The organism is Ensifer sp. GW101-20A05, from assembly GCF_059424735.1.
In genome coordinates this window covers 139,777-152,913 of record NZ_JBWKZT010000014.1, presented here as the reverse complement: position 1 = coordinate 152,913, position 13,137 = coordinate 139,777, and the positions used below count along the sequence as shown (strand labels likewise).

Below are 13,137 nucleotides of genomic sequence, written 5' to 3'. Positions count from 1 at the left end.
TCATCAAAGTGGTCGAAGGCCCCTTTCACGAAGCCATCGACGATAGGCTGCAGAGGCGGCGTCGGCGCGGATCGGAACCTCCGAGCGCGAGTCCAGTGGCAAGCGCTTGGGCACCTGATTTTCAAGAATGGGCTTGTCTTGCCCGAGAATGGTCTGGTGAAAGCTGCGCATCGCGGCCAGATCCGTGACTTCGTCAAGCAGACAGATAACGATATGCACGAGCACCTGGTCCTCGCCGACGGGCTGGCCGAAGAGCGCGATAACATCGCGCCGGTCCGGACGCGTCGATCCCGTCTTGTAAAGAACGGCACAAAACGGATGGGGTATTCTGTAGACGTATTCGGTATCTGCGCCCGTCTCCGAACCGGCATTGGCCTGCGGTTGGTAGAACTCGCAACCGGTGACCAGAATTTCGGGTGGGTCGGAATAGACGTCGACCTTGTAAGGCTTGACCTCCGTATGGGGTTCCTCCCCCAGGATTCCTGTGTGAACGAACGGGAAATGCCCCATGTCCAGGAAGTTCTCGACCGCGCGCGGCGCCGAGACACCGACGCGTGTGACGCCCTGAACGATGCGGCTGCGATCCGGCTCGTCGAACTCTGGTATTTCGAACAGATCGCGCGGCGGGTCGCCCAAGGTGGCCCAGAGGTAACCGAACCGCTGAATGGTTGGCAGCTCCGTACCGGACGTCTGAGCGCCGCTCGGCTCGGCAGCGGCTTGCGGCTCACGCCATGCACCCAACCGATCGACATGCCGGCCGATCAATATCCTCTGACCGAGAAGGACAGTAGAAAACATGCCGGTGGACGGAAGTTCCTCGAGTGAGGCGACGACATGCCATTCGTCGCGTGCAATCGGGTCGATGTGACTGAGGTTTTCCATATCGCAATCCCATGGGTGTTTGCTGCTAGCGAACCGCGCACCCGCCCCTTGAGATGGAGGTGCTCTGGAAAATTGATGCATGAGGTTAAGGAAGACGACCATGCCTGCGCTTGGCGATTTAATACCGCTAGTTCGCCTGTCGTCGGATCGCTGGGGATGTCGGGCACTGAACGCGCTGGAGGCTCAGCCGTTCAGCATTTTCTCGCGGAGCTCGGTCGGGGAGCAGTCGAAGGCCAGCTTGATCTGGCGCGAAAAATGATAGGGATTCTTGTAGCCGACCTGGTAGGCAATCTCGCTCACGGACAAGCCGCTGCGTTGCAAGAGGTGCGCGCCATAGTCCAGCCGACAGCGCCAGAGATACCGAGCCGGCGTCATGCCCAAGTGCTTCTTGAAGGCGGACACAAGATACTGTGGGCTTACACGAACCTGTTGCGCGACGCGCTCGATGGAAACGTCTGCGGCGAAGTTTTCATCAAGAAAGCGGCGCGCCTGCAGGATCGTCTGCGGGATAGGCCTTTCCTCCGCAACAACTTCCGCCTCGTAAATATAGGCGTTGAGGAGAGTGTTCGTCAGAGCTTCGCGCAAGCCACCACGACCATCGCGGTCCCCGATCCCGAGATCGACACCCAGTTGCATTAATGTCTGGACCTGCGTCGAGGCGTTAATGAAGGGCGCATATTTGTGGCGCTCCTTGTAGAGCCAAGCAGCATTTTGTGGTCGGCCATCGCACCAGCTGATGTGAGTTAGCGTCTCGGGAGCGATGGTCGTCAAATAGCGGTCCCTTGTCAGGGATAGCGCACACTGGCCCGCCTCCAGCTGCAGCACTGTTTCATCGGCCTCGATCTTGAGCGATCCGAGATGCACGATGATGAAGGCAAGGTAATCCCCCCGGATGGGGCCATACTGCCCTCCGCTTTCGTAGGAGATCTCTCCGAACGTGTTTTCCCGACTGAGATCTATGGGCGGCAGTCGCATCGAAGCCTTTCAAAGCACCTGACGGCAGTGTTCGCCAAGCGTTGGGTTAGCGAACACTTCTGATACTCGTGGTTATCCCGTGCGTGATCAAGCATCGAACACCGTGAGCATCCGATTCCTGATCGGAGCCACGCTCTGTTTTAATGCCCCGCCGAGTAGATCGGGAAGGCCGCGCAAAGATCGTGGACCGACATTCTCGCGCGTCGCTCCTGTTCGGAACTTTGCTCGGTGCCAAGGGCGTCGAGGACGTCCGCGATCAACGCGCCAACTTCGTTGAACTCCGCTTCGCGGAAACCGCGGCTGGTGGCCGCTGGCGTGCCGACCCGGATGCCGGAAGTTACAGCCGGGGGCGCTGGATCGAAGGGGATGCCGTTCTTGTTGCAGGTCAGCCCCGCACGCCCCAAAGCTTCTTCCGCATCCTTGCCGGAAACCCCTTTGCTGCGCAGGTCAACCAGGATCAAATGCGTATCGGTCCCCCCCGAAACGATATCGTATCCTCGTTCGGTCAGCGCTGAGGCAAGGGCCCGGGCATTGACCACCATCTGGCGAGCGTATTGCCTGAAGTTGTCTTCAAGCGCTTCGCCCAACGCCACCGCCTTTGCCGCTATGACATGCATCAGCGGACCACCCTGCAATCCCGGAAACACCGCTGAGTTCACCTTTTTCGCTACGTCCTGATTGTTGGTCAGGATCATACCGCCGCGAGGGCCGCGTAGCGTCTTGTGCGTTGTCGTGGTGACGATGTCGGCGATTTCAAGCGGGTTAGGATGGACCCCTCCAGCGACCAGACCGGCAAAATGCGCCATATCGACCATCATGGCCGCCCCGACAGAATCTGCGATCGCCCGAATTCGCTTGAAGTCGATCAGACGCGGATAGGCCGACCCGCCGGTAATGATCAGCTTCGGCCGCGTCGCTATGGCCTTTTCTTCGAGCTCCTCATAATCAATGAGGCAATCGCTCTTCCGAACGCCATATTGGACGGCGTTGAACCACTTCCCTGACATGGTCGGCCGAGCCCCATGGGTAAGATGGCCCCCGGCGGCAAGCGACAGGCCCATGAAGGTGTCGCCCGGCTTTAACAGGGCGAGCATGACGGCGCCGTTGGCCTGCGCACCGGAGTGCGGCTGCACGTTGACGAACGATGCGTCAAACAGCATTCCAGCGCGTTCTATCGCAGCGGCTTCGACGAGATCGACATACTGGCATCCACCATAATAGCGGTGCCCCGGATAGCCCTCGGCATATTTGTTGGTCATGACGGAGCCTTGCGCGGCAAGAACCGCTGGCGACACGATGTTCTCCGACGCGATCAGTTCGATCTCGGATCGTTGCCGCCCCATTTCGCGCGCGATCGCTCCGGCAATGACCGAATCATGCTTGAGCTGTCTTTCGAATAAACCAGGCATCGATTTTTCTCCTGTCGGACGAGCACGACGACAGCATCGTCTGCCCGCCGATTGAACTGCAACGGGATGTGAAGGATCAGCAGACCGCATCAGGCGGCGAACGGCCGCTGAAAAACGCCTTCAGATTCTCGATGACGCGCATGCCCATGGCGATGCGGGTCTCCTTCGTCGCACTCCCCAGATGCGGCAACAAAACCACGTCCTGCCGCTCGGCCAGACGACCGGGAACACGCGGCTCGCCTTCGAAGACGTCCAGGCCTGCGCCCGCTATCCTCCGAGTTTCCAGCGCGCGGACCAGAGCATGTTCGTCCACGACGTCACCCCTGGCTGTATTGATAAGGAAAGCTGACCATTTCATGCAGGCGAGCCGATCATCGTCGATGAGGTGATAGTTTTCGCCTCCACCGGGGCAATGAAGCGAAACAAAGTCGGCGACCGCAAGCACGTCGTCAACGCTCGGCAATTGGCGCGCGGGCACGTCAAGACCGGTAATCGGATGGCTGTCAAAGAAGACGACGTCCATACCGAAGCCAAAGTGGCACCGCCGTGCCATAGCCTGCCCGATCCGCCCCATTCCAATGATGCCGACGGTCTTTCCGGTGACGTGGGATCCGCAAAGATGCGTGGGACGCCAACCTGTCCATTTGCCAGCCCGCAGTTCCCTCTCCCCTTCCCCTGCGCGTCTCGCGCACATCAAAAGGAGGGTCATCGCCAGATCGGCGGTCGCATCCGTCAGCACGCCTGGCGTGTTTGTGACAACGAGTCCGGCCCTTGTTGCCGCCGCTACATCGATATGATTGAAGCCAACGCCGAAGTTACCGAGAATCTTTGCTCGAATACCCCCCTCGAGAATGTCGGCGCTGATCTTATCGGTTACGGTTGGCAGGACCGCATCGGCTTCTTCAAGCGCGGCGCGCAATTCACGCCGATCCAAAGGCTGATCGGTTTCGTTCAGCCGCGCATCGAATTCTGCAGTCAACCGGTCTTCAACTTCCGTCGGCCAGCGCCGAGTTACGATGACCTTCGGTTTCACAATCCTGTCCCTCCTCATGCCGCACGTTCCTGAAGGTTGCGAGCGGCAAGTCCGATTTGCGAGCGATACCATTCCTGCGCCGCCGCAACGCCGGACCCGGCTTCGACTTTTGCTCCAGCATCACGCAGAGACATCTCGGCCGCCGCAAGCGCTGACAGACACATCACCTCGTTCAGGTCGCCGAGGTGGCCGATCCTGAAAACCCGGCCCGCCACCTTGCTGAGCCCGGCACCGAATGAGGTGCGGTACTTGGAATAGCCGTTCGCGATAACCTGCCTGGCGTCGATGTCCTCAGGGACCACGATGGCGGAGACCGTGTCGGACCACCACTTCTTCTCTGTGGCACAGAGGGTCAAACCCCAGGCATGAACACCGCGGCGAACGCCTTCCGCAAGGCGGTGATGCCGAGCAATGACTGCGTCCAATCCTTCCGCTAAAATCAGATCCAGCGATGCTCTGAGGCCAAGAAGTAGCTGTGTCGGCGGCGTATAGGGGAAGTAGCCGGTGGCTGACGGCGCTTTCATATCCTCGAAGCTGAAATAGCAGCGTTCGATCGTCGAACTCGCGTGCGCCTCAAGCGCCTTTGAGCTGACGGCGAGGATACCGAGGCCTGCCGGCAGCATCAGGCCCTTCTGCGAGCCGGTAACGGCGAGATCGACACCCCAGTCGTCCATCCGGAATTCGATGGATGCTATCGAGCTGACCCCATCAACGAACAGCAGAGCTTTGTGGCCGGTATCGTCGAGTGCGGCCCGCACGGCGGCCACGTCCGAAGTCACGCCCGTCGCCGTCTCGTTGTGCGTGACAAATACCGCCTTGATCCGACGGTTCTTGTCGGCGTCCAAGCGCCGACGGTACTCTTCGACGGGAACACCCTCGCCCCATTCGACGTCGAGGCATTCAACATCGAGCCCGAGACGGCTAGCCATGTCTGCCCAAAGATGGGAAAACTGGCCGAAACGAGACATCAGCACCCGATCACCACGGTTGAGGGTGTTCGATATCGCCGCCTCCCATGCTCCGGTTCCAGAACCCGGGAACAGGAAAATCGACCCAGTGTCAGTTCGGAAAACCCGCTTGAGATCGGCGAACAGCGGCAGAACCAGGTCGGGAAAGTCCGGCGCCCGCATATCCTGCATGGGCACGTTCATGGCTCGACGTACCACATCCGGGATATTTGTCGGTCCGGGCACGAAGAGATGTGATGTTCCATTTCGCATTGCATGGTCCTCCCATGATTTGAGGCACGACGGCCCGCAGCCGCCCGTGCATCGCTTCTCAATCAAATTGCAAGGCCGCACAGCTGTCGCCTTAGGCGAAGACGACAGTCTTTCGGCCGTTGAGCATGACGCGTGCCTCAAGGTGCCGTTTGACAGCGCGCGCCAGAACGCGGCTTTCGATGTCTCGGCCAGCTGCGACGAAATCCTCGACACTCATCGCATGTGATACGCGTTCGGTTTCCTGCTCGATGATAGGTCCCTCATCGAGGTCGGCAGTGACATAGTGTGCCGTCGCGCCGATCAGCTTGACGCCGTGCTCGTGGGCCTGGTGATAGGGACGAGCACCCTTGAAGCTGGGCAGAAATGAATGATGAATGTTGATGACCTTTCCGAACAATCGACCGGCGATATCGTCGGAAAAGACCTGCATGTAGCGCGCCAGAACCACCAGGTCGGCTTCCGTTTCTTGAACGATCGCGAAGATGCGGTCCTCTTGCTGTTTTTTGTTTTCCCGGTTGATCGGCAATAAATGGTAGGGGATGCCCGCCCACGCGGCCGTCTCGCGACTGTCGTCGTGATTGGAAATCACCGCCACGACCTCGGCATCGAGCCAGCCGACACGGATCTGGTAAAGCAGGTGCAGGAACGCATGGTCAAACCGCGAGACCATGATGACAATTTTCGGCGCCTTTCGACAGTCGATCAGCCGCCCCTGCATCTCAAACTGTCCAAGGACTGGCGCCAGACCGCGTTCGATCCGATCAGCCGACGTCTCGCCCGATGGTGTGAACGCGATCCGCATGAAGAAGCGGTTGGTGGCGCGGTCCCAATACTGGTTGCTTTCAACGATGTTGGTGCCGAGGACGTGAAGCTGCGAGGTTACTGCAGCCACGATCCCTGCCCGGTCATCACAAGTCAGAGTGAGAACGAAGGGCTGCGTCAGGCTGGTCATCGCACGCCGGCCCGCAACTGCCTGGCCTCCCGATAATCCCCGAGCCAGGTAAGCGTCTTCTCCCAACCACCAAAGGGAAAGAAATGAAGGTGCAGTGGCGTTACCGGATCAGGGTAGGCCGACGAAACCGCATCGATCACATCGGCCGGATTGCGGTCCGCGACGATGTTGAGAAGACCGCTCGCCGAACGCCTTAGAGCAGCTATCGACGGCCCCACACCGCACATCGCGGCAAAGCGGATGAGCTTCGTCAAACTCGTGACTCCGGCCAGCCCAACGTGAACGGGAACCTCAGGAAAATCGTCGTGCAATCGCTTTGCCCAGGCGCCGATCATCGCTCCGTCGAATGCGAACTGCGAAACGACGCGAGGTTCGAGCGACCGACGTGCGCAAATCTCAAGCTTGCGCTTAAGCGCATCCTTGAGCCGAACCTCGGGAATGTTTGGATGTCCTTCCGGATAACCGGCGACAAAGGCGGTTCGTATCGAACTATCCGACAGCACCGGATGAGCGAGCAGTTCGGCAGATTCGCCGAGCGGCCCGGGGAAAAGCGCCGGGTTGCCGCCAAGGAACAGGACCTCGTCGATCCCATTGCGGCTATGGGCCTCAACGAGATTGACGTAGTCCCTTTCCGTCTTGAAATTGCGGGCTGCCAGATGCGGCACCGCAACATAGCCCAACTCAGTAATGCGCGCCGCCGCCTCGACCTGAAGTGCTTCCGGCTTGCCGGCAAGATGCGTCAGAAACACCCTTGAGCCCAAGGGAAGCGTATCGGCTTGCGGTGCGAAATTGCGAACCTGCTCCGGCGCGAGTTCGATCGATATGGTCGTATTGGCGCCGTCGCCCGGATGAACCCGTGTATCAGTGCATGCTTCAGCTGGATTGGTCATCGCCTCACCCGGATTTTCAAGCAGGGCAGATCCGTTGGCCGCAGCGAGAGCAGCGACCATGGTCTGCGGAGCATCGATGGAGGGAGCCCGACCGCTTCAGCAGCCGGGCAACAGGGTACTCAGTTGCTTGCGGCGCGTCGCAAGGAGTGGAACGGAAGAGCCACGACCCGGGCAGCAACGTCGCGCGTTGTGCCGTCATCCTCCCAACGCAGCGTCACCTGCGTCCCGACCTCCCCGAACGCCTGCTGCAGATGACCGAAGCCGATCAGCTTGCGAAGGGTGGGCGACCACCCGACACTGCTCGCGTGACCGATTTCAACGGAGCCATCGAAGACAGGGACTGGGTACCATCGCACACGCCGCAGGTTTCCAGGTTCCTTGCTTTCCAGCCCACTGCCGGCGATCTGCTTCCAGTCGATTTCCAACCCCACGAGCTGGCGATGTTCGCCATCTCTCGACATTCGCTCCAAGGCGGCCCTGCCAAGAAAATCGGGTTTCTTGAAATCAACGAGCCGGCCAAGACCGAGGTCAAAGGGGGAAGCGCGGAATTTGCCTGCGGCCTGAATGCCGGCGCCTCCGTGATCCGGCCCGGCACTGGTATAGTCGTAGCCGACGATCAGGAGGCCCGCCTCCAATCGTGCGACGTCGAGTGCCCAGGCGCCCGCCGGACGAATACCGAAGGGGCGGCCGGCCGCTTCTACCGCATCCCAGACGATCGGCGCGTCATCGGCCTTCACCCACAACTCGTAGCCATGCTCGCCGGTAAAACCCTGGCGCAGGATTTCGACTTGCCTTCCCGCAATGCTCACGACCGCAAGCCGGGAGAAGGGGAGCTCCTGAAAACCCGCCTCGGTCACTGCCTCGAGCACCTCGCGCGAACGCGGCCCCTGTAGCGTCAGAATGCCATAGGTGTCGGTGATGTCCGTAACCTCGACGTCGAGGCCCTCGGCGTGCTGCCTCCACCAGGTAAAGCCCGGGTCGGCCGACACGCGAAACGTATTCTCGTCCATTCGAAAGACGAGACCGTCGCCAACGACATGGCCGTTTTCATCGCACCAGGGCGCATAGTAGATCTGCCCGACCTGGAGTTTCTTGATGTCGCGCGGGATCAACTTGTCCATCATCGCTTCGGCGTCGGGACCTGCGATCACATACTTCGACAAGGGCGACATGTCTCCCATGGCAACAGCAGTGCGAATTGCCGAGAGCTCTGCGACCATGTCGGAATAGGCATCGACGACCATGTTGCGGTCCCAGCGCATCCAAAGTGCGTTTTGGTTCAGCGGAGCCGTCCGTTCGACAAATGGCGTTCCGCGAAATGCAACGCGCGCTCCGTGAGCTTCCGTCAAACCGGTTGTGAATTTGATATCGTCCATTGATACGCCCTCTCCTCCATAGCCGGACTTTCGAAGGTCATCCTTCGCAAGTGCACTGTGCGGCTGCCTAACTGAACTGGAGAAAAGCTTTTCATGGAGGGGCCAAAGCAGGAATGCCTGTCGTTGCGAACGACATACCCGCAGTTCAAGCAAGTGCCGAGAGATCGCAGGCGCTCTGATACCGCGAGACAAAATGCAGCAAGTGGCAATTGAGCTACCGAGATACGGCCAACTTGCGTCCGACCGTCGGCATCTGCCCCTTACCTGGCCGGCCGCGCCAACGACCGGGCAATGTCGATGACGTCGCCGCGAGACGCCGTTGGATCCTCCTTGTTTCAGGCAAGACCAAGCCCGATCTTGAGATCGACGCCGCGCACGGGCTTGAGCTCGAAGTTGCGGTTCGGCAGATCCTTCATCCATTCCGGCGCAAAGCCGATCCCGAGGCCCGCTGCAATGGTCATGTGCGATCATGACACCGCGTGATCTTTTTTCGGAAATTGAGGGTCAAGCGCGGCCTCTCACAGGAACGCCTTGCGCTCGAAGCGCAGTTGGAACGGGTGTCGATTTCTCAACTCGAGCGCAAACAGGTCAATCTCGGCGTGGATTCATTGGGCAAGATCGCGCCGGCGCTCGAATGCAAGGTCTTCGAATTGTTCGTCGAGCCAAAAGTCGGCGAGGAAGCGCCCTCCAACCTGCCGCGGGGACGCAAGCCCTAATCTGCCAAGCAGAGTTCCGGTCGATACATTATGCGATTTCTTGAGCGAAGTTTTGACGAAGCGCATCAGCGCCCCCACGCTCCTCGAGCACACGCAATTAAACCTTAAGCCTTTGGGAAGATCGTTACCAAACAAGCAGAACGTCTGGGTGCTGCAACGTCGCGGGAGCAAGTCGTGCCGCGCGTCCAGCTCGGTGCAATCGCAAAGGAAGCGCCCGCCTCGGCGCAACCGAGGGAAACGCCGGAATTCGTCAGCACCGGCGCGCTCCGAATGAGTGCGCAGGGGATTTCGAGCTACTTTTGCATACAGCGAATGGGTGCTGGATACCGCCCGACCAGTTCATCGACAGTCAACAGGGTGACACCCTCCACGATCGATTGAGCGACTAAAATCCGATCAAAAGGGTCCCTATGGATCGCTGGCAGTCCATCCACCGCTACTGCGTGTTCGCTGGTGATTGGGAGCTCTTGGTAGCCGTTATCGATGAGACCGCGGCGAAGTAGGCGAGGATCCACGGTAAAATCGGCGCGGCCAAGCCCGCGCTTGATGGCCACCTCCCAGAGACTCACCGCGCTAAATAGCAAAACATTGTCGGTATTTTCGATTTCAGCCAGAACGGCGGGCGGCAGTTTCCCAGGCTCTCCCGCAGCCCAAAGCAGAAGATGCGTATCCAGCAGGAGTTTCATCATTCGCCGCCAAACAGTTTCTCGATATCTTCGCCACCCATCCGATCGAAGTCTTCCGGTACGGAAAACTGCCCCGCCATGAATCCGACGCGACGAGCTTCATCGGCGGCAGGGGCCTCGACCGCGACGACCTTCACCAACGGTTTACCCGATTTGGCAATTATAAAGGACTCGCCTTTCGCTGCCTTCTCAATGAGCCGGGACAAATGAGTTTTCGCCTCGTGAATATTTACAGTGTGCATGGCCCTGCCTCGAACTTAGTCCTGTAAACTTAGTTCAGTTTCGACCTGATAGCAAGCATGACCGCGCCGAAGTATCGACTTTGACGCCCAGCGGTCCAGAGAATGCAGGCAACTCGGCGACAGCAGTAGTTCGAGATGGCAGTAGCCATCGTCGCTGCGATGGTGACCCGGCCGGAAGATATCGCTCATCCGCGTCTTTCAGACAGGCGTGCGCGGACCGGTAATAGTCCGATCAGGGTCAGAAACGGCAACGCGCCCAAGAACTGCGCCAAGATGGGGCGGCCACAATTCAGAGCTCCGCAGTTCGACGCTCGTCTAACGCCAAGTTTTTTGAGATATTGAGTACGGTAGATCACCCGATCTGCCCAATCAGCAAGGGAGGATGTACTATGCCACTGTTCATAACCACAGGGTGCTATACAGCCACGTCAGCGAAGGGAATGATTGATAGTCCATCGAACCGAGAAAAGGCGGCCCGTGGCATCATGGAAGCAGCGGGCGGGAAACTGCATTCCTTCTACGTCACGACCGGCGAAACCGATTGGATGGCCATCACGGAATTCGACGATGGCGCTGACCTGGTCCCTGCACTTCTCGTCGTTGGCGCATCGGGAGCCGTCTCGAATGTCAAAACCGTGCGAGCCTACACGGGCGCGGAATTCAAGGCTGCGCAAGAGAAGGCGGGCAAAATCGCATCTTCCTACAGGCCCCCGGCAAAATAAGCAGACCACTGGTTGAAACATCTCTGGCAGCGGACCGAACCTCCGCTGCCAGATACGATGTGTTGGCGCGCGAATAGGCCTCGGAGACTCGGCCCATGGGTGACGATCCTTCTGCATTAATGAGTATGGGAACATATCTAGAAATATGATTTTATTGCGAAATTTAATGTTTTCGCAGAAAATACTTGTTAGTTAACGACTGAAAAAACTTGCAAATGCACAGCATCATTGACTTGTCACACGCAACGGCGAGCCCGCTCCGCGTCGATTTCCGACACGCACCACGGATGGCCTACGGCTTCCGCGACACGCACAACAGCGCGCGAAGAGGCATCTATGGGATGGTCAGCGGATGACCCGTCATCAGAATGACTGTCAATTGGAAGTGTATCGAGCAAAATAAAAGCGCCTTCACAGATGAATCACGCCGCGCCGCGCGGCGTGGGCGACCGCATCGGTGCGGCCGGTGGCATCAAGCTTGTCGATGATGCGGCCGACATGAAATTTCGCTGTATCGACAGAGATGCCGAGTTTGCGAGCAATCTCCTTATTCGAAAGGCCTTCTGCGAGAAGCGCCACGACTTCGCGTTCGCGGGAAGTCAGACCCGCCTCCTCCGTGGCGGCCCGCGCCGTGGAGAGGACCAGCTCGGACATCTCCCCTTCCGGCGCCAGACGCACCCAATCGACAGACGTAAGCAGCTCGCTCAACCGCTCCGCAAGCACCGGATCGTCGATGCGCACCGCGATCGTAACAGGGCCCGTGTCACTCATCGGCGGGGTCGGGTCGCGATAGTGACCGCCGCCTCGACATCAGCGCCCGCACGCCTGATCCCCAAGGAGACCGATCTGCCAATCGATTGATGATCAAGGGTCCGCACGAGCGCATTGACCGAAGGAACGGCCTCACCGTTCCAGTGGACGATGATGTCTCCTTGCAGGACCCCACCAATAGCACCGGGTCCGTCGGGGTCAACACTCATGACCATCGCCCCCTGGCCGCCACCGGTAACGGCGACCTGATGGAGCCCGAGGCCGAGATAGCCACGCGGGACTTCGCCATGCGCCAGGAGGAGAGCCGCCGCGCGTTCAACGGTTGCAGAGGGGATGACGAAGGTTCGGCCCCGGGGGCCGCGCACCGCCATTCCAAAGACATTGCCCTCCGCGCTGATCGCCAAGCCCCCCTCCGCGCGACGTCGCAATCTCACGTCGAGCTCGATACGTGCATCGATTTTCCCGCCGCGCATCGATCGCCACGCAGGACCAACCGCGATCGCGCTGCCGAATGAAACAAGTGGCGCGCTCTCGGCGGCCGCGGCGACCACGACGAGTGCACCAGGTCGAGGCACCACTTGGTCGAGCACAGCCGACGGCGCGGGGGCTCCCTCGACTCGAAGCAGCGCAATGTCAGTCGACGGATCGCGCCCCACCAGGCTGGCTGGGTGTTGCGTGCCATCCGAGAATTCGATGAGGATCTGACCTTCGTCGGAAAGAGCTTCATCTGCGGTGATGATGAGGCCTTCGCGCCAGACGAATCCGGTGGCGAGCGAACGGGTTGAGGCAATTTCAACAATGCTCGGCGCCACCGCAGCGGCGGCTTCGACGATCGTGGAAGATAATTGAGCGAGGAAACTAGGTTCAGTCATGGGTGATCTCCTGTAAAGCCTAATGTGTGTCTCTACGGCGGTGATAGCCACTGCCCGTTCAGGTAGGCCGATCACGCTCGGCTTGCCCGCATCCCAACGCCTCGGCGCTCATCACTTGTCGACGTACGCGGCTAGCCTATTATTTCAACGCGATCTGGAAAGTCAGGATAGCGCCCGTGGCGTCGTAGCTGGGGAGCGAGTAATCTCGCTGAGAGAGTACAGCGGACCGAACCTCCGCTGCGAGAAGCGATGGTTGGCGTGCAAAGCGGCCGCGAGATGCTCGATTCGCTGGGGACCAATCGAACTGGTCGCGATCGCGAGGAGGCAGCGGCAAAGGCGCGCGAGGACGGCGATCCGGTTTCGCGTAAAGGAGTCCGTTACGCACAGGCGA

At 59.6% G+C, this 13,137-nt stretch carries 14 protein-coding genes and 1 pseudogene; 2 read left to right on the top strand and 13 right to left on the bottom strand.

The window, feature by feature from the left end; all coding sequences use genetic code 11:
- Positions 1 to 3: 3 nt before the first annotated feature.
- From AC070A_RS27510 to AC070A_RS27470, 9 genes and pseudogenes are all read right to left on the bottom strand, one after another.
- Positions 4 to 882, bottom strand: coding sequence for an aromatic ring-hydroxylating dioxygenase subunit alpha (locus AC070A_RS27510; protein ID WP_492383672.1), 879 nt, complete (start codon positions 880 to 882; stop codon positions 4 to 6).
- A 183-nt stretch (positions 883 to 1,065) separates the two neighbouring features.
- Positions 1,066 to 1,857: a helix-turn-helix transcriptional regulator gene (locus AC070A_RS27505; protein ID WP_057248280.1), complete on the bottom strand. Its 792-nt coding sequence runs from the start codon at positions 1,855 to 1,857 to the stop codon at positions 1,066 to 1,068.
- A 140-nt stretch (positions 1,858 to 1,997) separates the two neighbouring features.
- On the bottom strand, positions 1,998 to 3,266 hold the full coding sequence (gene glyA, locus AC070A_RS27500; protein WP_113736907.1) for a serine hydroxymethyltransferase: 1,269 nt from the start codon (positions 3,264 to 3,266) through the stop codon (positions 1,998 to 2,000).
- Between the two features lie 76 nt (positions 3,267 to 3,342).
- Positions 3,343 to 4,317 (bottom strand): 2-hydroxyacid dehydrogenase, encoded by a 975-nt coding sequence (locus tag AC070A_RS27495; RefSeq protein WP_113736906.1) that lies wholly within the window; start codon positions 4,315 to 4,317, stop codon positions 3,343 to 3,345.
- Positions 4,314 to 5,519: an aminotransferase class V-fold PLP-dependent enzyme gene (locus AC070A_RS27490; protein ID WP_113736905.1), complete on the bottom strand. Its 1,206-nt coding sequence runs from the start codon at positions 5,517 to 5,519 to the stop codon at positions 4,314 to 4,316. Before AC070A_RS27490 ends, AC070A_RS27495 begins: the two co-directional genes overlap by 4 nt.
- A 91-nt stretch (positions 5,520 to 5,610) precedes the next feature.
- Positions 5,611 to 6,471, bottom strand: coding sequence for a formyltetrahydrofolate deformylase (gene purU, locus AC070A_RS27485; RefSeq protein WP_113132778.1), 861 nt, complete (start codon positions 6,469 to 6,471; stop codon positions 5,611 to 5,613).
- Positions 6,468 to 7,361 (bottom strand): methylenetetrahydrofolate reductase, encoded by an 894-nt coding sequence (locus AC070A_RS27480; RefSeq protein WP_244495511.1) that lies wholly within the window; start codon positions 7,359 to 7,361, stop codon positions 6,468 to 6,470. Before AC070A_RS27480 ends, purU begins: the two co-directional genes overlap by 4 nt.
- A 119-nt stretch (positions 7,362 to 7,480) precedes the next feature.
- Positions 7,481 to 8,737, bottom strand: coding sequence for an aminomethyl transferase family protein (locus AC070A_RS27475; protein ID WP_113736904.1), 1,257 nt, complete (start codon positions 8,735 to 8,737; stop codon positions 7,481 to 7,483).
- Positions 8,738 to 8,997: 260 nt separating this feature from the next.
- A pseudogene (locus AC070A_RS27470) lies at positions 8,998 to 9,192 on the bottom strand (LysR family transcriptional regulator); the annotation flags it as partial.
- Positions 9,193 to 9,216: 24 nt separating this feature from the next.
- Here AC070A_RS27470 and AC070A_RS27465 point away from each other — a divergent pair.
- On the top strand, positions 9,217 to 9,453 hold the full coding sequence (locus AC070A_RS27465; RefSeq protein WP_113736903.1) for a helix-turn-helix domain-containing protein: 237 nt from the start codon (positions 9,217 to 9,219) through the stop codon (positions 9,451 to 9,453).
- A 293-nt stretch (positions 9,454 to 9,746) separates the two neighbouring features.
- Here AC070A_RS27465 and AC070A_RS27460 read toward each other — a convergent pair whose 3' ends face one another.
- Positions 9,747 to 10,139: a type II toxin-antitoxin system VapC family toxin gene (locus AC070A_RS27460; protein WP_057248455.1), complete on the bottom strand. Its 393-nt coding sequence runs from the start codon at positions 10,137 to 10,139 to the stop codon at positions 9,747 to 9,749.
- Complete coding sequence (locus AC070A_RS27455) at positions 10,139 to 10,381, bottom strand: type II toxin-antitoxin system Phd/YefM family antitoxin (RefSeq protein WP_113736902.1); 243 nt, start codon at positions 10,379 to 10,381, stop codon at positions 10,139 to 10,141. The genes AC070A_RS27460 and AC070A_RS27455 overlap by 1 nt, the downstream gene beginning before the upstream one ends.
- A gap of 389 nt (positions 10,382 to 10,770) precedes the next feature.
- Between AC070A_RS27455 and AC070A_RS27450 the strand changes: the two genes are divergently transcribed.
- Entirely contained in the window at positions 10,771 to 11,103 is a 333-nt protein-coding gene (locus AC070A_RS27450) for a GYD domain-containing protein (RefSeq protein WP_112995301.1), read from the top strand.
- Between the two features lie 411 nt (positions 11,104 to 11,514).
- Here the strand turns inward: AC070A_RS27450 and AC070A_RS27445 are convergent, their stop codons facing one another.
- Together AC070A_RS27445 and AC070A_RS27440 are read right to left on the bottom strand one after the other, a co-directional pair.
- Positions 11,515 to 11,874: a LuxR C-terminal-related transcriptional regulator gene (locus AC070A_RS27445; protein WP_112995300.1), complete on the bottom strand. Its 360-nt coding sequence runs from the start codon at positions 11,872 to 11,874 to the stop codon at positions 11,515 to 11,517.
- Complete coding sequence (locus tag AC070A_RS27440) at positions 11,871 to 12,746, bottom strand: S1C family serine protease (RefSeq protein ID WP_112995299.1); 876 nt, start codon at positions 12,744 to 12,746, stop codon at positions 11,871 to 11,873. Before AC070A_RS27440 ends, AC070A_RS27445 begins: the two co-directional genes overlap by 4 nt.
- Between the last annotated feature and the right edge of the window lie 391 nt (positions 12,747 to 13,137).